Source organism: Clostridium sp. AF27-2AA (assembly GCF_003478505.1).
In the GTDB taxonomy this organism is placed as follows: domain Bacteria; phylum Bacillota; class Clostridia; order Lachnospirales; family Lachnospiraceae; genus Brotaphodocola.
This window is the reverse complement of the sequence record NZ_QUFI01000046.1, coordinates 228-21,193: the sequence shown is the minus strand read 5'-3', so window position 1 is coordinate 21,193 and position 20,966 is coordinate 228. Positions and strand designations below refer to the sequence as shown.

22 protein-coding genes are annotated in these 20,966 nt (G+C 48.3%); 4 read left to right on the top strand and 18 right to left on the bottom strand.

The genetic code is table 11. The features are described from left to right. Positions 1 to 74 precede the first annotated feature (74 nt). From DWY84_RS15965 to secA, 4 genes are all read right to left on the bottom strand, one after another. Positions 75 to 1,301: a homoserine dehydrogenase gene (locus DWY84_RS15965; RefSeq protein ID WP_118532678.1), complete on the bottom strand. Its 1,227-nt coding sequence runs from the start codon at positions 1,299 to 1,301 to the stop codon at positions 75 to 77. 62 nt (positions 1,302 to 1,363) lie between these two features. Then, positions 1,364 to 1,810 (bottom strand): ACT domain-containing protein, encoded by a 447-nt coding sequence (locus DWY84_RS15960; protein WP_118532680.1) that lies wholly within the window; start codon positions 1,808 to 1,810, stop codon positions 1,364 to 1,366. A 157-nt stretch (positions 1,811 to 1,967) separates the two neighbouring features. Next, positions 1,968 to 3,105, bottom strand: a protein-coding gene (gene prfB / locus DWY84_RS15955; RefSeq protein WP_118532682.1) for a peptide chain release factor 2 whose coding sequence is annotated in 2 segments (ribosomal slippage) — positions 1,968 to 3,029 and positions 3,031 to 3,105 — 1,137 coding nt in all. Because the reading frame shifts where the segments join, the coding sequence is not laid out codon by codon here. 91 nt (positions 3,106 to 3,196) lie between these two features. After that, positions 3,197 to 5,773, bottom strand: a complete 2,577-nt coding sequence (gene secA / locus DWY84_RS15950) for a preprotein translocase subunit SecA (protein WP_118532684.1) — start codon at positions 5,771 to 5,773, stop codon at positions 3,197 to 3,199. A 593-nt stretch (positions 5,774 to 6,366) separates the two neighbouring features. On the opposite strand from secA, the gene raiA reads away from it, so the two are divergent. Next, positions 6,367 to 6,894, top strand: coding sequence for a ribosome-associated translation inhibitor RaiA (raiA, locus tag DWY84_RS15945; RefSeq protein WP_118532686.1), 528 nt, complete (start codon positions 6,367 to 6,369; stop codon positions 6,892 to 6,894). A 107-nt stretch (positions 6,895 to 7,001) separates the two neighbouring features. Here raiA and DWY84_RS15940 read toward each other — a convergent pair whose 3' ends face one another. Both DWY84_RS15940 and DWY84_RS15935 read right to left on the bottom strand, forming a co-directional pair. After that, positions 7,002 to 8,033 (bottom strand): acyltransferase, encoded by a 1,032-nt coding sequence (locus DWY84_RS15940; RefSeq protein WP_118532688.1) that lies wholly within the window; start codon positions 8,031 to 8,033, stop codon positions 7,002 to 7,004. A 13-nt stretch (positions 8,034 to 8,046) separates the two neighbouring features. Further along, positions 8,047 to 9,345, bottom strand: coding sequence for an NlpC/P60 family protein (locus DWY84_RS15935; protein ID WP_118532690.1), 1,299 nt, complete (start codon positions 9,343 to 9,345; stop codon positions 8,047 to 8,049). 172 nt (positions 9,346 to 9,517) lie between these two features. Here DWY84_RS15935 and fabG point away from each other — a divergent pair, with 172 nt between their 5' ends. Both fabG and DWY84_RS15925 read left to right on the top strand, forming a co-directional pair. Beyond that, positions 9,518 to 10,249 (top strand): 3-oxoacyl-ACP reductase FabG, encoded by a 732-nt coding sequence (fabG, locus tag DWY84_RS15930; protein ID WP_118532692.1) that lies wholly within the window; start codon positions 9,518 to 9,520, stop codon positions 10,247 to 10,249. A gap of 14 nt (positions 10,250 to 10,263) precedes the next feature. After that, positions 10,264 to 11,169 (top strand): selenium metabolism-associated LysR family transcriptional regulator, encoded by a 906-nt coding sequence (locus tag DWY84_RS15925; RefSeq protein ID WP_118532694.1) that lies wholly within the window; start codon positions 10,264 to 10,266, stop codon positions 11,167 to 11,169. A 35-nt stretch (positions 11,170 to 11,204) separates the two neighbouring features. On the opposite strand, the gene greA is transcribed toward DWY84_RS15925, so the two are convergent. From greA to DWY84_RS15865, 12 genes are all read right to left on the bottom strand, one after another. Then, positions 11,205 to 11,705: a transcription elongation factor GreA gene (greA, locus tag DWY84_RS15920; RefSeq protein WP_118532696.1), complete on the bottom strand. Its 501-nt coding sequence runs from the start codon at positions 11,703 to 11,705 to the stop codon at positions 11,205 to 11,207. Positions 11,706 to 11,769: 64 nt separating this feature from the next. After that, positions 11,770 to 13,017 carry a peptidase T gene (gene pepT / locus DWY84_RS15915; RefSeq protein WP_118532788.1) on the bottom strand — a complete coding sequence of 416 codons (1,248 nt, stop codon included), beginning with the start codon at positions 13,015 to 13,017 and terminating at the stop codon, positions 11,770 to 11,772. A gap of 142 nt (positions 13,018 to 13,159) precedes the next feature. Further along, complete coding sequence (locus tag DWY84_RS15910) at positions 13,160 to 14,491, bottom strand: sodium-dependent transporter (protein ID WP_118532698.1); 1,332 nt, start codon at positions 14,489 to 14,491, stop codon at positions 13,160 to 13,162. Positions 14,492 to 14,602: 111 nt separating this feature from the next. Next, positions 14,603 to 15,166, bottom strand: coding sequence for a chromate transporter (locus DWY84_RS15905; RefSeq protein ID WP_118532700.1), 564 nt, complete (start codon positions 15,164 to 15,166; stop codon positions 14,603 to 14,605). After that, positions 15,163 to 15,741, bottom strand: coding sequence for a chromate transporter (locus DWY84_RS15900; protein WP_118532702.1), 579 nt, complete (start codon positions 15,739 to 15,741; stop codon positions 15,163 to 15,165). Before DWY84_RS15900 ends, DWY84_RS15905 begins: the two co-directional genes overlap by 4 nt. Further along, the gene (locus tag DWY84_RS15895; RefSeq protein WP_118532704.1) at positions 15,738 to 16,064 is read right to left on the bottom strand and encodes a metalloregulator ArsR/SmtB family transcription factor; all 327 of its coding nucleotides are present in this window, start codon (positions 16,062 to 16,064) and stop codon (positions 15,738 to 15,740) included. The genes DWY84_RS15900 and DWY84_RS15895 overlap by 4 nt, the downstream gene beginning before the upstream one ends. A gap of 97 nt (positions 16,065 to 16,161) precedes the next feature. After that, on the bottom strand, positions 16,162 to 16,713 hold the full coding sequence (locus DWY84_RS15890) for a YoaP domain-containing protein (RefSeq protein ID WP_118532706.1): 552 nt from the start codon (positions 16,711 to 16,713) through the stop codon (positions 16,162 to 16,164). A 12-nt stretch (positions 16,714 to 16,725) separates the two neighbouring features. Then, positions 16,726 to 17,352 carry an N-acetyltransferase gene (locus tag DWY84_RS15885; protein ID WP_118532708.1) on the bottom strand — a complete coding sequence of 209 codons (627 nt, stop codon included), beginning with the start codon at positions 17,350 to 17,352 and terminating at the stop codon, positions 16,726 to 16,728. A gap of 241 nt (positions 17,353 to 17,593) precedes the next feature. Beyond that, on the bottom strand, positions 17,594 to 17,698 hold the full coding sequence (locus tag DWY84_RS15880; protein WP_347560784.1) for a cysteine-rich KTR domain-containing protein: 105 nt from the start codon (positions 17,696 to 17,698) through the stop codon (positions 17,594 to 17,596). A 141-nt stretch (positions 17,699 to 17,839) separates the two neighbouring features. Further along, positions 17,840 to 18,868 (bottom strand): alpha/beta hydrolase, encoded by a 1,029-nt coding sequence (locus DWY84_RS15875; protein WP_207665126.1) that lies wholly within the window; start codon positions 18,866 to 18,868, stop codon positions 17,840 to 17,842. After that, entirely contained in the window at positions 18,865 to 19,629 is a 765-nt protein-coding gene (locus DWY84_RS15870; protein WP_118532712.1) for a carboxymuconolactone decarboxylase family protein, read from the bottom strand. Before DWY84_RS15870 ends, DWY84_RS15875 begins: the two co-directional genes overlap by 4 nt. A 3-nt stretch (positions 19,630 to 19,632) precedes the next feature. Further along, positions 19,633 to 20,172, bottom strand: a complete 540-nt coding sequence (locus DWY84_RS15865) for a flavodoxin family protein (RefSeq protein ID WP_118532714.1) — start codon at positions 20,170 to 20,172, stop codon at positions 19,633 to 19,635. Between the two features lie 106 nt (positions 20,173 to 20,278). Between DWY84_RS15865 and DWY84_RS15860 the strand changes: the two genes are divergently transcribed. Next, complete coding sequence (locus tag DWY84_RS15860; RefSeq protein WP_118532716.1) at positions 20,279 to 20,716, top strand: MerR family transcriptional regulator; 438 nt, start codon at positions 20,279 to 20,281, stop codon at positions 20,714 to 20,716. Positions 20,717 to 20,966: the final 250 nt, after the last annotated feature.

The following is a 20,966-nucleotide window of genomic DNA, read 5'->3' as shown; positions in this document are numbered from 1 at the left end:
CAATACCCATATTTTGCGCAGCGGTATGCCGGGATTACCGGATTCGGACCTATATTGGTTTTAACCCTAAATTTTTAAAATTCTGCGCGGATTCTCTGGCGGATCTTTGCGGTTTTTTCAAATGCTGCAGCACACTCTGCGTACGCTGCCTCACTCATCTCACCGGTCAGCAGCGCAAACTCATCGTTTAAGCTGTCCAGTTTTACAAGTTCTGCGCCTCCAAAGGCTGCGGCAGCTGCCTGCTCCAGCTCGGTACCGGTTCCTTCTACACGCACAAAATAGCGGTGTACGGAGGTCTTCTGGTCTGCGATCACTAGACGCTCACTGCTCCAGCCAAGCGGCACGTTGTGGTCCGCATTCTCAACTGCCTCCATAATGTCGGCAACGACAGCACTGGCGGTCGGGAGCTTTCCGGCACCGCTTCCGTAGAACATGGCAGTTCCCAGCATGTTGCCCTTTACCATGATGCCGTTAAACACATCATTGACTGCATACAGCGGATGATCCTTGCCAATCATGACCGGAGCCACCCATGCATGAACCTCATCTCCGTCCAGACGGCTGGTTCCGAACAGCTTCACGGAAGTTCCCAGTTTGTCTGCGTACTTGAAATCCACATCGGTAATCTTTGTGATACCCTCTGTGCTGATATCCTCATAGTTCACTTCTTTTCCTGACGCCATCGCCGTGAGAATTGCGATCTTGCGGCAGGTATCGTAGCCCTCTACATCTGCTTCCGGATTGCGCTCCGCGTATCCCAGATCCTGCGCCTCTTTTAATACTGCTTCAAAGGAAGCTCCTTCTTTGTCCATCTTGGTCAGAATAAAGTTGGTAGTACCGTTTAAGATACCGGTAATTTCCAGGATCTTCTCTCCTTTTAAGCAGCGGTACAGCGGACGGATGATCGGAATACCGCCGCCAACGCTGGCCTCAAAGAAGAAATTCACGTTTTTTTCCCTTGCAATGGCAAGAAGCTCGGTTCCATAAGCGGCCACCAGGGCTTTGTTGGAGGTTACCACATGCTTGCCGGCCAGCAGGCTTGCCTTTACAAACGGATAAGCCGGATTTAAACCACCCATGGTCTCTACTACCACGCTCACTTCCGGATCTTTCTCGATTACGGAAAAATCATGTACGATCCTGTCTTCTACCGGACTTCCCGGGAAATCCCGAAGATCCAGTACATATTTCAGTGCTACATCCTGTCCGCAGCCATGTTTGATCTGCTCTGCATTCTGCGCTAAGATCTCCGCTACTCCGGAACCAATTGTGCCATATCCCATGATTGCTACCTGTACCATTGCTCTGTCCTCGCTTTTCTTTCTGTTATTTATGCTTCCATGCTATCTGCAACCCCCCGGTATTACTCCCTGGAAACGATTTTCACATAATGAATGCCGTCCTGCTCTTCAATCTCTTCCACCATTTTGGAGATATTCCCTGTGTTGTCCTTAACTTCCACAGACAAAGTCAGCGTTGCTACGCCGTTGACCGGAATACTCTGATGAATCGTCAGGATGTTTGCTTTGTAAACTGCCACGATATGAAGCAGGTCCGAAAGCAGGCCCTGTTCATCATCCATCTGTACCACAAAAGTAACGGTCTTGCCTTTTGTATTGTCATAGAACGGGAAAATATCTTCTTTATATTTGTAAAAAGAACTGCGGCTGATGCCCACCCGCTCGGTTGCCTCCTGAACGGTCATCACCCGTTCTGACTCCAGAAGCTTCTTGGCCTCCACAACCTTCAGCAATACCTCCGGCACCGCTTTCTGCTTCACTACAAAATACTTGCTTTTTTCTTCCGGCATAATAAATCCTCCCGAAAATATCTGTCTGTAACCGACAGTATCATCTCTTTATGTTCGTCTATCATGAACATTTGTGCTCATGTGAGAGATATTAGCACAAAAAAAAGCAGAGCGCAAGCTTTTTCTTGCATACACTCTGCTTTTATAAAAATCAAAATTAATCTTCTGCGGAAGCCTTGCGGTCCGGGCAGCCCAGACTCAGCCAGCGCAGGTAGGCGCTGATGAACGGGTCCAGCCCTCCATCCAGGACATTAGCCACATTTCCGGTTTCTTCGCCGGTGCGCAGGTCTTTGACCATGGTATATGGCTGCAGCACATACGAGCGAATCTGGTTACCCCAGCCGATTTCCTTGACATCGCCACGGATGTCGGACAGCTTTTCGGCATTTTCCTGCTGCTTTAACATATACAGCTTTGCCTTTAACATCTGCATGGCCTTGTCCTTGTTCTGGAACTGGGAACGCTCATTCTGGCACTGTACCACGATTCCGGTCGGGATATGGGTGATACGGATGGCAGAAGAAGTCTTGTTGATGTGCTGACCACCGGCACCACTGGAACGATAGGTATCGATCCGCAGGTCATCCGGGTTAATGTCCACATCCAGATCTTCCTCAATATCCGGCATAACATCACAGGACACGAAAGAGGTCTGGCGTTTTCCGGCCGCATTGAACGGGGAAATACGCACCAGACGGTGCACGCCACGTTCGGACTTTAAGTAGCCAAATGCATTCTCCCCGTTGATCTGAATGGTAACAGACTTGATGCCTGCTTCATCACCATCCAGGTAATCCAGGACTTCCGTCTTGTAGCCCATCTTGTCTGCCCAGCGGCAGTACATACGGTACAGCATGCTGCACCAGTCACAGGACTCTGTACCGCCTGCGCCTGCATTTAAGCGCAGGATAGCATTGTATTTGTCATATTCACCGGACAGCAGGGTTTCCATGCGCAGCTTTTCCAGATTGCGCGTAAACTCGTCCAGCATCTCCTGAATCTCCGGAATCAGAGAAGGATCCTCCTCTTCATATCCCATCTCGATCATAACCTGGATATCCTCGTACTGCTGCTCCAGACCACGGTAGAGCTCTACGGTATCCTTCAGGTTCTTTGCCTCCTGAACCAGCTTGGTGGCGCGGTCGGCATCGTCCCAGAAGCCCGGCTCCTCCATGGATTTGTCTAATTCATCGATTCGTCTGACCTTGTTATCCAGGTCAAAGTGAATCCCTCACTTCCACTAATGGTTTTTCAAAGGTCGATAATGTGTACTTGAACTGATCTAATTCTACCATTGTGTCACCTTCTTTCATATTATATATTTTGTATTTCTTTTCACAATGACCGGCGAATCCTTTGACAGACCCGCCGGTCACTATTTTCTTATTATCTCGGCATTAAATCACGGCCATGGCACTGTTTGAATTTCTTGCCGCTTCCGCACGGACACGGATCGTTCGGGTAGATTTTCTGTACCTGGCGTACCTTCGGTGCCTGGGGCGCAGAGGTGTCGCGGTTGGTTCCGGTTACCTTGGCTGCCGGCTCACGCTCAATCTTCTGCTCTACACGAATGTGGAACAAAATGCGGACAGTCTCCTCGGTGATCGCTGCCGTCATAGCCTCGAACATCTCGTAAGCGCTCATCTTGTACTCAACAACCGGGTCTCTCTGGCCGTAAGCCTGCAGGCCAATACCCTGACGCAGCTGGTCCATATCATCAATGTGGCTCATCCACTTGTTGTCGATCACCTTCAGAAGTACTACGCGCTCCAGCTCACGGATCTGCTCTGCCTCCTGGAACTCTGCCTCTTTTGCCTCGTACAGCTTGATGGCTTCTTCCTTCAGCATATGCTTTAATTCATTCTTCTTAGTCACCGGATGATTCTCTGCGGTGATGGTCTCAAGCGGAATGATCGGGAGCAGAAGGCTGTTTAACTCATTCAAATCCCACTCGGAGGATGCCTGTTCCTCTGAGATGGACAGATCCACAGAATTCTCCACGATATCGGTAATCATCTTTAAGATGAGGTCACGCATGTTGTCACCATCCAGAACCTTGCGGCGCTCTGCATAGATGATCTCACGCTGCTCGTTGTTGACCTCGTCGTATTTTAACAGGTTCTCACGGATACCGTAGTTGTTGTTCTCGATCTTCATCTGTGCTTTCTCAATAGCGCTGGAAAGCATCTTGTGCTCGATCTGCTCGCCCTCCGGAACACCCAGGGCCTCAAACATAGCCATCAGACGCTCGGAACCGAACAGACGCATCAGGTCATCTTCCAGGGAAATGTAGAAGCGGGACTCACCCGGGTCACCCTGACGGCCGGAACGTCCGCGCAGCTGATTGTCGATACGGCGGGACTCATGACGCTCGGTACCGATAACCTTTAAGCCGCCTGCTGCCTTTGCCTCATCATCCAGCTTGATATCGGTACCACGGCCGGCCATGTTGGTCGCGATGGTAACAGCGCCGTGGATACCAGCATCCGCTACGATCTCTGCCTCCAGCTCATGGAACTTCGCGTTCAGGACTTTGTGCTGAATACCGCGCTTGGTCAGCATCTTGCTTAACAGCTCAGAAGTCTCAATGGTGATGGTGCCAACCAGTACCGGCTGTCCCTTCTCATGGGAAGCCACCACTTCATCGACAACTGCCTTAAATTTTTCTTTTTTGGTCTTGTATACTGCATCCTCATGGTCAATACGCGCAACCGGACGGTTGGTCGGGATTGCGATGGCATCCATGCCGTAGGTATTACGGAACTCTTTCTCCTCGGTTAACGCAGTACCGGTCATGCCGGCTTTCTTGCGGAACTTGTTGAAGAAGTTCTGGAAGGTGATGGTTGCCAGGGTCTTGCTCTCGCGGCGGACATTTACATGCTCCTTCGCCTCGATTGCCTGGTGCAGTCCATCGGAATAACGGCGGCCCGGCATGATACGTCCGGTAAACTCATCGACAATGAGAACCTCATCGTCTTTTACTACATAGTCCTTATCACGGAACATCAGGTAGTTTGCGCGCAGAGCCAGGATGATATTGTGCTGGATCTCAAGATTCTCCGGATCTGCCAGGTTCTCAATATGGAAGAACTGCTCTACCTTCTTAACGCCTTCCTCAGTCAGGTTAACGACTTTATCTTTCTCATTTACAACGAAGTCGCCGGTCTCCTCGATGTCCTCGCCCATGATGGCATTCATCTTGGTGAACTCGCCGGATGCCTCACCGCGTACCAGCTGATGAGCCAGCACATCACATACCTCGTAAAGCTTTGTGGATTTGCCGCTCTGGCCGGAAATGATCAGCGGAGTTCTTGCTTCATCGATCAGGACGGAATCCACCTCATCGATGATGGCATAATCCAGATTGCGCAGAACCATCTGGTCCTTGTAGATTGCCATGTTGTCACGCAGGTAATCAAAGCCCAGCTCGTTGTTGGTAACGTAGGTGATGTCGCAGTTGTAAGCAGCCTTACGCTCCTCAGAGGTCATCGGGTTTAATACCACGCCAACTGTCAGGCCCAGGAAACGGTGAACCTGTCCCATCCACTCCGCATCTCGTTTTGCCAGATAATCGTTGACGGTTACAATGTGAACGCCATTGCCTGCCAGTGCGTTTAAGTATGCCGGGGAAGTGGAAACCAGGGTCTTACCTTCACCGGTTCTCATCTCAGCGATACGGCCCTGATGCAGCACGATACCACCGATGAGCTGTACCGGATAATGTTCCATGTTCAGCACACGTTTTGCCGCCTCACGTACGGTAGCAAATGCCTCCGGAAGGATATCATCCAGGGTTTCACCGTTTGCAAGACGCTCCTTGAAGATGCGGGTATTATCACGCAGTTCCTCATCGGTCTTTGCCTGCATGGTCGGACGCAGCGCTTCGATTTTATCCACAATCGGATAGATCATCTTCAATTCCCGCTCGCTGTGGGTGCCAAATACTTTTTCTATGAGATTCATATAGTTCTTTCTCCTAAACTTTCTTTGTTTCGTCTGTCTCGTTTCTACTATTATTATAAGTCAATCTTTGATATTGTACCACTATCCCCTGATTTATTCAAGTTTTAGGCCCTTTGTTCACAAAAAATTAATTTCCTTATTGCAAAGGCGACATAAAAGTAAAATTATGGTAAACCTGTCAGGTTGCACAAAAATTATGTTCGATTCACAACTTATCCACGTTATCCACAATATCCACGAAAAATACATCCACATCCATTTTCCTTGATTTTCAGCCAAAAATGAGTTATGCACCAAGTTATCCACATTATCCACAAAGTTTTCCCACATTTTTCCGTTTATTCCCCACGGAAAAACGTACGGTTTTCTTTGTTCATATCTTATAAATCCACTGTTTACGCCAAAAAATACAGGAAAAACGCTTGACTTTTCCACATCCGCAAAGGTAGAAATGCAATTTCTTTTTTGTGGATAAAGTATGTGTTTTTATTTTTCATTCCCAATAATTGTCTCAACAATTTCCTTGTTTTGGTTGTAATTTTCGGTTTTATATGTTATACTTAGAACATCTCAAAAGAAGGAGCTGATGACTTATGCGTTATACGATTACAGGCAGAAATATTGATGTGACTCCGGGGCTTCGCGCCGCCATTGAGGAAAAAATCGGAAAACTGGAACGTTATTTCCTTCCGGATACAGAAATCATCGTAACTCTCAGTGTACAGAAAGACAAACAGAAGATCGAGGTTACTATCCCGGTTAAGGGCAACATTATCCGTGCTGAAGAATCCAGCAATGACATGTATGTATCCATCGACCTGGTAGAGGAGATCATCGAACGCCAGCTTCGTAAGTACAAAAACAAACTCATCGACAAAAAGCAGTCCGCACAGTCCTTCTCCGATTTGTTCATCAGTGAAGAAGCGGAACCGGAAGACGAGATTCAGATTGTAAAGACCAAACGCTTCGCCATGAAGCCTATGGATCCAGAAGAAGCCTGCGTGCAGATGGAACTGTTAGGACATAACTTCTATGTATTCTTAAACGCAGAAACAGAAGAAGTCAATGTCGTTTATAAGAGAAAGGGTCAGACTTACGGTCTGATTGAGCCGGAATTCTAAATTTTTACATACGAAAGCCAAAACACTTTCATACTTTTCAAAAAGCCCCTGGGAATTTTCCCAGAGGCTTTTTATTTTTATGATTTCCGTTATTTCATTCGTTTTTCCTAAATAAATTTTCGGAGCCATCTTCCGCTTTCCCGATGAGACATCATTGAGACAAGAAGCGCAAACAGCAGCATGGGCACAAAAATGCACAGCGTAATATTCTGTTCGGTCAACGGAAGCGGATTCCACTTTACCGTCCAGGAAAAGAAATAGAAGAAATAAAAATGGGAGAAATAAACCCACTCGCTCATCTCCCGCAGTGTTACAAAGAAACGGGAATATCCCCCCCGAAGCCTCATGGCAAGTTCTGTCAGACAGACCGCTGCCGGAGCCGCGGTAAACACCATATTGGTATTGAAGCAGGTGGCCACCTCTTTGTACATCAGGGCCAGAAACAGCACGCTGCCGCCCAGTGAAAGCAGCACCGGCATACACCAGGTCTTTCTGGAAAACCAGAGTCCCAAGGCCAGGTAAAAGCTTCCGTAAAACAGACCGTTTCGCATGGTCACGAACTTCGGCGCATACCACCATACAAATTCCTGGATTTTCATGGGCGCACGCTCGGTAAAATACCAGTTATCACAGATGCAGCCAAACACAAACAGTGCCCCCGCCAGAACCAGCAGCATCCATATCTTCAATCCGGCACGATAACCAGTCCACACGATCAGGGCAGCCACAGCCAGCGCCGGCAGATACCAGAGCTGTGCAATGGTACTGGAGAAAAAGAATGAATGAACATATGCCTTCAATGTCTCCATGATGGTGGCCGTACCATGATACCAGTTGAAAATATCAATAGGCCAGTAAATGACACACCAGAGCAGATACAGCTTCACAATGCGCCAGGCATAACGCCCCACCACAGGCCATCCGCTCTTTTTGTCCGTATCCGGGATCTTGCGAAATAAAAGAAATCCCGCAATGATGAAAAACACCGGAACAGCCAGATTGGAAAGCCAGCTGCCAATGATCAGGCGCCAGCGGCTTTCCGCCGGATAAAACACCTGAATCATATGCCGCGCGGCCACCAGGACCGCCATGATAAATTTCAGCAGGTCCAGGCCGCAGTATTGTTTTTTTTCATTCATAAACCGCACACTCCTAATCCAGGAATGTTACCGCCTTGCACGGCGTACGGTAGTTGTACTTGGTGATGGTAATACCGGTAGTCGGATTACTGGAGTGGATGATTTTTCCGTCTCCTATGTAAATAGCCACATGATTGATGTAGCTTCCGCTGGCATAGAACAGAAGGTCACCAGGCTGGATGGCCGACATGGAAATCTCTTTTCCCTGCGCTGCCTGATCTCTGGAGCTTCTTCCTGTGGTAATGCCAAAATGCGCAAAGACAGACTGGGTAAAACCAGAGCAGTCCGCGCCGTTTGTCAGGCTGGTGCCGCCATACACATACGGGTTGCCCAAAAACTGCTTGGCATAAGCCACGATTGCGGTTCTGGTCGCAGATACAACTGCCGCGGAGCTTCCCGGACCTGCAACCGGAGAAGAAACTGTGCCTGAGGACGGGCCGGACGAACCAATCTGGCTTGAACTGTTAGAAGAATTCGTCTTTCCAGGAGCGGAAGCCGCAGACTTGCTGTCAGAACTGTTCTGACCTGACGACGGACTCTGAGCCTGACTGTTTTGCGCAGTATTTGCAGACGGCGCACTGGTAATCGCGGAATCATCACTCTGGGCCGGATTTGCCGGAATGATAACGTCCTTATTCTCTTCTACCTTAATGGTCTGCTCCAGATTTGCGATGGCCGTCTGGGCATCCCGCTTTCTCTGGGCCTCTTCTTCCAGTTTCTGGCGTTCTTCCTCCAGGGATACTGCCTGATCAAATTCCACTTCGACCTTGCAATAGGATTTGGCAATATAACCGATCAGATCTGCATCGACCTCGACCTTATAAAAATCTCCCTCGTCCCCCTGAACCACATAACGGGAACCACTGGAGACCATGGTCAGAACATTGCTGGTCAGATTCGGTTCTTCACGAAGGCGCAGGTTGTCCACACTGACGGTAACAAACTCCCGGCCAATCGACTGGGCCAGCGTTTCGGCCTCCTGACCGGTGATAAAATACTGGGATTTGATGAATCCGTTTACACTTCCGGACTGAATGCGGTACCAGCTTCCGCCCTCTCCCTCCACAGTTTCCAGAATGGTTGCCGCGCAGTTATTATAAATCTTACCTACAATTTTGCTGTTCGTGGTTGCCTGTTCCCGGATATTCACATAATCGGACACCTGGGATACCGCAATGTTTTCATAGTCTGCCGGAGCCGCTACAAGAGTTGCCTCGTGAACAGATTTTGCAGCGTCCGCGTAAGCGGCAAACGGGCTGGATGCTGCCGCACAAAGACAGCTCACAGCCAGTATCTTTTTCCATGTATTCATGCGTACTCGCCTTTCTATCCAAATTTCCACCATAATCTGTCATCCAGTATAACATAACTCTCCAGAAAGTTACAGAGAGTTCGTAAAATTGTAATTGAATTGTAAAATGTATGAAAAGGCTGACCAAAACGTTTTTTTATGATAAAATAAAAGCAGAGAGAGGAGTGATCTTATGGCAAAAAAAGTAGTTCTTGTAACGGGCGCTTCCCGTGGAATCGGAAAGGCCATTGCCGTAAAATTTGCCAAAAAAGGCTATAATGTCATCATCAACTGTGCCCACCGGGAACAGGAGCTGATGCAAACCAAAAAAGAAATCGAAAGTTATCAGGTAACCTGTGCCGCATTTCTGGGCGACATGGGAGACATGGCTGTCTGTGAGCAGCTTTTTTCTATGATCCGCAAGCAGTTCGGCTCGCTGGATGTTCTGGTCAACAACGCCGGTATCGACTACATTGGCCTGCTGCAGGATATGTCATCAGAAGACTGGGACCGCATTTTGCGCACCAACCTGACTTCTGTCTTTAACTGCTGCAAGCTGGCCATTCCGCTGATGCTTCCGGCCGGACACGGAAAAATCATAAACATTTCCTCCGTCTGGGGCTGTGCAGGCGCTTCCTGTGAGGTGGCCTATTCTGCGACCAAGGGCGGCGTCAACGCGTTCACTAAGGCCCTTGCCAAAGAACTGGCCCCAAGCAACATTCAGGTAAATGCCGTAGCCTGCGGTGCCATCGACACCGAGATGAACCAGTGGCTGCAGGAAGACGAACTCATCCAGCTGGTTGAGGAAATCCCGGCGGGACGACTGGGACGCGCAGAGGAGGTTGCCGATTTCGTCTATCATCTTGGATACAAGGGTTCTTACCTGACCGGACAGGTCATTGGACTGGACGGCGGCTGGATCTGATATAAAGGAGGCATATGGAATTCAAACAACTGCAATCATTCGTCGCTGTCGTCGATTATGGCAGCTTTACGAAAGCCTCAGAGAAGCTTTTCATCTCCCAGCCTACGATCAGCACTCATATCCGTATGCTGGAGGATGAGTTTCAGTCCTGCCTGCTGGTGCGTACCACCAAAAGCATTGAGCTGACACCTCGGGGACAGGAATTTTATGAATGCGCCGTAAGCATTCTGAGCCTGAAAAATCATTTAATTGAAAGTTGGATCAATGAAAGCCGGAATGTGATCCATATGGGCGCATCCACGATTCCGTCCACCTATCTGCTGCCAGAGCTTCTTCCTGCCTACAAAAAGCTGTGTCCGGAAACCTATTTCAATATCTATCAAAGCGACAGCCAGGGCATTCTGGACAAGATTCTGGAAGGCAGCTTTAACCTGGGGCTGGTTGGCATGACCAGCGAAGATGACCGGTTCTGCTTTGAGCCCTTCTACCAGGACCAAATGGTACTCATTACGCCGAAAAACGCTTATTTTGAAGAGTTGAAAAGCTCCGGTACTCCCATCAACACCATCTTAAAATCAGAGTCCCTGATCCTGCGGGAAGAAGGCAGCGGAAGCCGTAAATTTGTCTACGAACTTCTTGAAAACCTGCATATCCCGGAAAATTCCCTGAATGTCACTGCCCGCCTCAACGACCAGGAATCCATCAAAAATCTCGTTGCTAACGGTCTGGGGATTTCTGTCATATCAAAAGCGGCCGCCTGCAGCCCCGGATCGGATCAGAAACTTCTTGTTTTTGATCTTCCGCTGGTTGCAGACAGCCGCAGCCTGTATCTTGTTTACCATAAGAATTTTATCTTAAAGCCTTATGTGCATCATTTTATGGAGTTTGTAATCAATTTTTACACCCGATCAAAATACTGATTCTCCGGTCCGGGAGTTCTGATAGCTCAGAAATATCAGAATTTCCGGATCGTATCATCTTTATCTCCGATATCTTCAATTTTCCTGATCTCCGCAAAATAGCTGTAACCGTTGTCCGTGGTAATCTCCACCCGGTCTCCCACTTTGTGGCGCAGAATAGCTTTGCCAAGAGGTGACTCAATGCTGATCATATTGTGCATGGAGTTGCCGCGGATGCTGGTGACCAGCTTGTAGGTCTCCTCCTCATCGTCATCCTCCATATAGAGGGTAACCGCCTTATTCAGGCCGACCTCGTCGGACCTTGACTCATCGGAGATCACAATTGCGTTTTTCAGCATATTCTCCAGATAACGAATGCGGCTTTCGTTCTGATTTTTGTCTTTCTTAGCCGCATAATACTCAAAGTTTTCGCTCAGATCTCCATGGGCTCTTGCTTCCTTTACTGCTTCCAGACATTCGGGACGCACTTCCAGTTTCCGATATTCAATCTCTTCCTGGATTTTTTCCACATCTGATTTTGTAAGTTTCTCTCTCATGATCCTTATCTCTTTTCTGCTTCTTACTCTCCTGTTCTTCTTTGCGGGCTGCTTCTGTCCGCCGTCATTCTTTCCGCTCTGTTTTCGGCGCTGTCATCAGTTTTACAAGCAATTCCACGATTTTCTCCATGGACTGGATAGAAATAAACTCGTACTTTCCGTGGAAATTCGCGCCTCCGGTACACAGATTTGGGCACGGAAGTCCTTCGTAAGAAAGGCGCGCTCCATCCGTACCGCCGCGGATCGGACGGATCACCGGCTCCACATCCAGTTCCTTCATAGCGCTGCACACCCGGTCAATCAGCTGCATATGCGGTTTGATCTTCTCTTTCATGTTGAAATAAGAATCCCGGATCTCGATCTCTACGGTGCCATCACCGTATTTCTGGTTCAGGAATGCTGCAATCTGGCGCATTTGCTCTTTTTTCTTTTCAAACTTTTCCATATCATGATCCCGAATCAGATACTTCATCATCGAAGTTTCCACATCACCATTAAAATGATCCAGATGGAAAAACCCTTCATATCCTTCCGTATACATGGGATTCTCGAAAGTCGGCAGTATCTGCTGGTACTCCATGCCGATCAGCATGGAATTCACCATGCCCTGTTTCGCGTCTCCGGTGTGCATACTGCAGCCATGAATCGTGACAACGGCAGACGCAGCGTTAAAGTTTTCGTATTCCACCTCACCAAGCTCTCCGCCGTCAACCGTGTAGGCAAACTGTGCGCCAAAATTCTCCACCTCAAACCGGTCTGCGCCGCAGCCAATCTCCTCATCCGGAGTAAATCCAATACAAATCTTTCCGTGCGGAATTTCTTTATGGGAAAGCAGATAAGCGGCCGCCGTCATAATTTCTGCCACACCGGCTTTGTCATCTGCACCAAGCAGTGTGGTTCCATCTGTTGTGATCAGATCCTGTCCCTTGTACCGCTCCAGGAACGGAAACTCCGAAATCCGCATGGTAATCTGCTTTTCTGCATTCAGACAGATGTCATGTCCATCATAATTTTTTACAACCTGTGGCTTTACATTGCATCCAGTCAGAGCTGGTGCCGTATCCATATGGGAAATAAACCCCAGTGCCGGTACTTTGCCAGCCTGATCTTCCGGAAGATTCGACGGAATCTCCGCATAAATATAACCATATTCACTCAGGCGAACCTGCTCTGCCCCCAGCTCTTCCAGTTCCTGTTTTAAGAGCCTTGCCAGTTCCCACTGCTTATCCGTACTGGGCTGCTTCGCTGCTCCTTCCTCAGACTGGGTATCAAATGAAACATATTGTAAAAAGCGATCTACTACCTGTGACATGTAAAACAGCTCCTTTTTCATTCTTTTTTCTGATTTCTTTCTTCTTTTCTCAAAAGTTGTGTTAAATTTTATTATAACACAAAAGAACCGTCTTTGCAAATAAATACAAAAACGGTTCTTGCAATAATTTTTTCCAGATGCCTTAGCCAATTCCCCCCATCAGCGCGCCTGCCACAAGTGCAATAAACGCAGCTGGAACCAGCACATACTTTCCAAGGGGAACAAACCAGCTTCCAATTTTCTTTTTTCTTCCCCGGTTCACTGCATCGACAGCAACATCCTTACCGGCCACCCAGAAGAACATAATGCCGGCAAGCATGGCTCCCAATGGACAGATATAGATGGATACCACATCCATCCAGTCGGACACAATGCCCTGAATGAACAGTGCCACACCGCAGCCAGCTGCAGCAATCACAGCCACTGCTGCCGGGCGTTTCAGGCCCAGGCGTTCCTGCAGCGTTTCCACCGGAGCCTCATAGAGATTGACGAGAGAACTCATGCCAGCAAACAAAACGCAGACATAAAAAACCACACCACAGATTTTTCCGCCCGGCATCCCGTTAAATACATTCAGCAGATAAATAAACATAAGGCCCGGGCCACCCGAAGATAATTCTGCCCCGCCTGCCGCCATGCCCGGAATGATCACGAAAGCAGCTAACAATGCAGCAAGCGTATCAAAGAATGCCACATTTTTTGCCGAGCCTACAATATCTTCGGAATCACTCAGATAGGATCCATAAATCACCGTTCCATTTCCCGCAATGGACAGCGAGAAAAATGCCTGGCCAAAGGCATAGATCCACAGGCGGACATCTTTCAGTCCCTCCGGATTGATGGTAAAAATGTAATGATATCCGTTTTCCGAGCCAGGCAGTGCAAAAATGTATGCCCCCAGTCCCAGAAACAAAACAAACAAAAGCGGCATCATCACCTTGTTGGCTTTCTCAATTCCACCTGCAATGCCAAATGCCATGATAACCGCAGTCACAAGAACTGTGACCATCAGCCAGCCATTGTTGCCAAAGCTGGAAGCAGTACCATCAAACAGAGCGCCAATGGCTTCCATATCCTGTCCCAGGGTATACAGGTTGCCACTGAGTGCCAGAAACGCATACTTAAAGATCCAACCAACCACCACGGTATAACCAATGGCCAGCGCCATGGAGCCCAGAACCGGGATCATGCCAATCAGCTCCCCTGTCCGTTTCTTTCCAGTGCGAAGCTCCGTACACATGCCAAAGGCTTTGATAGGACCACTCTTGGCCATGCGCCCCAGCGCCATCTCCTCGATCACTCCGGTAGACGCGATCAGCACCACAAACATCAGATAGGGAAGCAGAAATGTCATTCCTCCCCAGTCTGAAACAATGTACGGAAAACGCCAGATATTTCCCATACCAACCGCTGAACCAATGCATGCCAGTACAAAACCGGTCCGGCTTCTAAATCCATCCCTCTCTTTTGCCATAAAACATATTCCCTTCCTTGTCAATATTTTCTTTTGTGATCCAAATATAGTTCATCTGCAGTAACCCTGATTCCAAGAACTTTTGTTTCCTAACATCCCATCAAAAGTTCCTCATATGCCGTATACAACTACTCCCGCAACCGCTGAGATAACCATTAGCAGAATTGGCGATAACTTCTTTTTTGTCAACTGCCTATAGCTAATTATAGAAAGAACCAAGATAATTGAGATGATAATCGCTGGGATGTTAATACATACATCAGATATTTTCACAAAGCAGTTACTTAAAACCATGTAAATGCCCGTAGCCAGCACAATGCCGATTACGCAAGGTTTCAGCCCACACAACACAGCTTGAACATATTTGTTCTTCAATGCAGTTTTCAATAACGCTGTTACCAACAAAATAATCAAAAACGAAGGCAGAACAACCGCCAGCGTTGCGACCACTGCACCAAGGAATCCTGCTTGATTGCTACCGATATAAGTGGCAAGGTTGACCATGATGGGACCTGGGGTACTTTCGCTGACAGCAATCATATAAGTCAGCATTTCATCTCTCAGCCAGCCATAAGACATTACTACATCTCGGATTAACGGAATGGCACCATAGGCACCGCCAAATGCAAAGCATCCGACTTTTAAGAAACCAAGAAACAAGTCAAGATAAATCATTTCTTTGCACCACCTTTCTGTTCAGGTGTACCGTTCAGAATAAACATCGTCAGACTCACAACCGCTGAAATCAGCATCAGACTGATCGAGGAGAAATTCCATCCAAAGAGGTTGATGCAGAACATGACGATAGCGGAGCCGATCATAATTGTTCTCGGCAGTTTCTTTTTGTGCATTTTTTTAATCATAGTAATGGCAGCATCCAGAATTAAGATGCCAACGGCTATTTTGATACCCTTAAAAGCATGGGCCATGATGGTCAGTTCCAGGAAATTATCAAGAAACACAGAAATCAGATAGATAACAACAAAGGATGGAACAATCATACCCAGTGTTGCCACCAATGCACCACTAAAACCAGCTTTCTTATATCCGGTAAAGGTTGCGCAGTTGATAGCGATGGGACCTGGGGTGGATTCCGCAATAACAGTCACATTCATCATCTCATCGTGAGTAATCCATTGTTTTCTTTCTACACAGTTGTTTTCAATTGTGGAAATCATGGCGTAACCTCCACCAAAGGTAAACAACCCGATCTTTGCAAAAGTCAGGAACAAATCAAACAGGATATTCATACTTCTTCCTCCTTACGATACTCACATTGACAAACAGTCCTATCACGATTCAGAGTTAGTGAAGCAGTCTGCATCTTCTCAAACTGCTCGGTAAGGAAGCCTACAGCATCCTGTCGTGGAAGATAATGTGTGTGATAGCCGTATTTCTCACCATAGACTAATCCTGCGTCCTTCATGACTTTCATATGTTGAGAAATGGCGGATTCAGAAATACTGAATTTTTTAGACAGAGAACGAACACAATGTTTTCTTTCTAAAAGCGATTGATATATTTTCAAACGCATTGGTTCTCCCAATGCCTTTAGCATACGGTCAAGTTCCATATTAGCCCCCTGTTTTAGTATTCACTTAATTAAAACACAAATTTTTGATTAAGTCGACATGAAAACAAAGTTCCCCTAGCTAGCTTCTGCCTGTGCCTTACAAACCTGCCAGCGCCATGAATTTTTTATCCGACTGAATACTTTGTGTCAGAAACTGACCGTCCCGGAACAGGGCATAGGTCGTGACCGGCGCGGGTACATTCTGCGCAGATTTTTTATCAGTGATATGGATGGCCTTGAACGGGATACCATGCTCCTTCGCTGCCTCCTGCACCCTTGGCACCCAATAATAGGTATATGGACACTGATCGGTGTAATAGAGAACAAAACCTGCTTCCTTAATCACCGGATGTTTCGCACATTCCTTGAAATGCGGCGGCTGTGCACCCGATTCGATAGGAAGATACATGAGATTGATCCCGCAGTCAGATATGTCTGCCACCCGAAACTCCTTGTAAGCAAGGAATTTCGGGTCAGCGAGGAATTCCCGCTTCCGGCCCTCCGCGCACAAAATACAAATGCCTTTCTTCCCCTGCGCTTTGGCATCACGAATACACGCATCCAGCAGATCATTCGAGTACCCGTGTCCCTTCATAGAGCCGGATAGCTGTTCTAAAATGAAATGAAGATACTCTTTACTGGATGCCATTATTCTTCCTGTTCAAAACAGCTGTCCCGGCAGCTTCTGCTTTTCTTTTACCGGGAAGGTGGCTTCAAACCGTTCAAACTCCTCCGGATCTTTCTCACAGACAAAATACCCCTCGGGGTCTTTGTAAGTACCGGAGATGTCGTTCAGAAATCCGGATTTCAATTCTTTGATGAGAAAATAGTCCGCATCCGGGTCGTCGGCATAGCGTACGCCCCTGGTTTTGACCGGAACAAAGCCAGACTTGCCGTAAAAGTCAATATTACCGGTAATGGCAAACGCTCCTGCGCCCATTTCCCTGGCTTTTTCCATGGAATAGTCAAGCAGCTGCTTTCCATAGCCCTGCCGCTTGTATGCGGGTGCAATGCTGATGGGGCCGAAGGTCATGATCGATACCTTTCGTCCATCGTCACAGTCAATCTCCGACTGCACATAGATAATCTGCCCGATCAGCTCACCGTCCAGTTCCATCAAAAAATCCAGCTCCGGCACAAATGCCGGGTCATTCCGATAACAGTGCAGCACATAGTGCTCCACACAGCTGGGCCGGTAAACATTCCAGAATGCCTCACGGGTCAGGTTTTCGGCAGCTCTGTAATCGTCTTTCGTTTCCAGACGAATAATAATATTCTTTTCTGACATAACTTTTTCTCCTTCTCTCTTATCAATGATTTTGCATGATCGGCAGCAGAATATTTTCGCTTCTCACTGCACCGCTCAATACCGAATCGTGATCCTTCTGCACGCATCACAAAAGTAAGCTTCCAGTGTTGGTAGTGTAAATAATTGCATCCATAGCAGATCCTTCCTTCAAAATAAATAAGACGCAGCGCATGATCGATTTTGCGATCAGCACTGCGTCTTAGCGTCTGGCTGTTTGGTTTCAATGATAAAATTTTTTTGCGTTGATAATACTCTCATGCCTGCATTTTGGACAAAACAGAGGAAAAGTTACTAATTCCGTCTCCCGCAATATCTGCAAGCGCATCTTGGCACCGCACCACGGGCATAAGACCCAGCGCTTTTCTTCTTCGCTATAGCTCCATCGGATTCCTTTAGCAAAACACTGTAATGAAAAATTCTGGTAGACTACTGCCAACAAAGCCTAACACAAACATAAAAATATTGGCTACCCTAATGGTCTCAATTCCTGCTGTTTCCATCCGAAGGATAAACAGCCGTGAAACAAATACTCCGTAAAGAATGCGTTGAGCTTTTCAAATGGAATGATGTCCATCTGATCGTAAAGGTCAGTGTGGTTTGCATCGGGGATAATGAGCAATTCCTTGTTATCGCCGGTCAGCTTGCTGTACGCTGTTTCGCTGAAATAGCGGGAGTGCGCCTTTTCCCCGTGTACCAGCAACACAGCAGAGCGGATCTCGCTGCTGTATTGCAAGATCGGCATATTCAGGAACGACAGCGAGGAGGTCACATTCCAGCCGCCGTTGGAATTCAGGCTGCGGGGATGGTAGCCTCGCGGAGTCTTATAGTAGGCATAATAGTCCTTTACAAACTGCGGTGCGTCCTCCGGCAGCGGATCAACTACGCCACCCGCCAGCGCATAGCTTCCGCTTTTATAATCCTCGATGCGCTGTGCATTCATGGCTTTTTTCTTCTCAAAGCGTGCCTGCTCAGAATCCTCAGCATCAAAATATCCGTTGGCCGTTACACGGGTCATGTCGTACATGGTTATAGCCGCAGTAGCTTTGATGCGGGTGTCAATGGCCGCGGCATTGAGCGCCATACCGCCCCAGCCACAGATACCGATGATACCGATGCGCTCCGGATCAACATTCTCCTGCACGGAGAGAAAGTCTACCGCTGCGCAGAAATCCTCGGTGTTGATGTCCGGCGATGCTACATAGCGGGGCATACCGCCGCTCTCGCCGGTGTAGGACGGATCGAAGGCAATCGTCAAGAAGCCAAGCTCCGCCATTTTCTGCGCATACAGACCGGAGGACTGCTCCTTTACCGCACCGAACGGACCGCTGACGGCAATAGCAGGCAGCTTGCCCTCTGCGCCCCTCGGCGTGTACATATCCGCCGCCAGTATGATGCCATATCGGTTGTGAAAGGTTACTTTCTTGTGATCCACCCTGTCGCTTTTCGGGAACACCTTGTCCCATTCCTGTGTCAGATTCAGTTTTTCCATATTCAGATCTCCTTGCCTGTTGCCTTAAAATATACTGTGTTGTCCACGGCTTCCAACCATTCATTGGATGTTTCATCCCCCGGAACCTCTACCGCCAGATGAGAAAACCAGCTATCCGGTGCAGCACCGTGCCAGTGCTTGACACCCACAGGGATATTTACCACATCGCCGGGGCGCAGCTCTTGTGCCGGTTTGCCCCATTCCTGATAGTAACCTCGTCCGGCCACACAGACGAGGATCTGTCCGCCGCCGTTTTTCGCATGATGAATGTGCCAGTTGTTGCGGCAACCGGGTTCAAAGGTCACATTGTAAATACCGATCTGCTGCGTAGAAAGTGGTGCGAGATAGCTTTGTCCGATAAAATATTTTGCAAAGGCGTCATTGGGTGCACCGATGGGAAAGACCATTTCATTCTGATGCTTGGCTTTTGCATCGGCGGCATCGTTCTCTGCCCATACCTCCTTTGCCATACGAAAAGCCGCCCACGCCTTGGGCCAGCCCGCATAAAATGCCGCATGGGTCAGGATCTCCGCAATTTCCGTTTTCGTCACGCCGTTGTTCTTTGCAGTTGTCAGATGGTACTGAAAGGACGAATCCGTCAGTCCCTGCGCCATCAGAGCCACCACTGTTACAATGCTGCGGTCTCGCAGGGAAAGCTTGTCTTCCCGGCTCCACACCTGCCCAAACAGCACATCATCATTCAATTCCGCAAATTTGGGAGCAAATTTCCCCAAAGCCTCTCTGCCTGCCGTTTGTTTGATTGCCATGGCTCACACCTCCTTGCCCATTTGATAAGCTTGCTCCAGTGCAATATGACCTGCGATCTCTCCCACGTCGTTTACGCCGCCTACAAACACTTTGCCAGCCAGCGCACAGCGGGGGAAGCAGTCTACCCAACCCTGCACGGCCTTCTCTGTGCCCGCAAAGGTTTCCGGTGCGTCCTCTGCCGCTGTTGCCAGCAAGTAGGCTTTCGTAAAGGCGTAGTCCGTATCGAACAATGGGTTGGCGCGATCCAGCATAGTCTTGAGCTGACCGCTGACACAGTAATAGTAGACGGGTGTTGCGAACACCAGCACATCCGCATCGTGCATTTTGGCGGCAATTTCCACGGCATCGTCCTGGATGACGCAGTGCCCCAACTTCAGGCAGGCAAGACAGCCCTTGCAGAAGCCAACCTGCTTTTCCCGCAGATATACGGTTTCTATCTGATTGCCTGCCTCCCGTGCGCCCTTGGCAAATGCTGCCGCCAGCGTTTCGGAGTTACCACCCTTACGGGGACTTGAGGAAATGATCAGTACCTTTTTATTCATCGTAGAACACTCCTTGCATTTTTATATTCTTTGTGTTATTCTCATAGTAATACCTAAACCTAACTTTAGGTCAAGATATTTTTTGAAAATTTCGAGAGGGAAATTTATGTATTCAATTGGACAAGTGGCAGAGATGTTCGGATTACCTATTTCCACGCTGCGCTATTATGATAAGCAGGGGCTGTTTCCGAACATGGAACGGGTGTCCGGCATCCGCAAATTCGGTGACACGGAGATTGAAGCACTCCGGGTCATTGAATGTCTGAAAAAAGCTGGCATGGAGATCAAGGACATCCGGCAATTCATGGATTGGTGTGTAGAAGGGCCGTCCACCTACCCGCAACGCAAGGCACTGTTTGAGGAGCAACGGTCGCACATGGAGGCAGAGCTCGAGCAGATGAACCGCACTCTGGATATGCTGAAATTCAAATGCTGGTACTATGAGCAGGCAATCAAAGACGGCAGTGAGGACAGACTAAAGGCACTGATTCCTGACCATTTGCCGGACGGAATCCGAAAAGCATATGAAAACGCGCATAGCTAACCTTTTCGTACTCCGTATCGTCTGATTTTGTCGAAAAATGCCTCGTCGGTTTCCCAACGCGGCATATGATGCTTGCTTGCCAGTCCCAGTCGAACCGCCAGCTCCTCCTGCGTAATGCACGGGATGTGCGTACATCGTGAAGTCTCTTACCAAACTCTTTTGCGTCAAAATACATACGTTTCTCCTTCCGCACAGCCGGTACAGAACCGGACCAACGGAAGGTCAAAAAGGAGCCGCATGACGGTGAAGA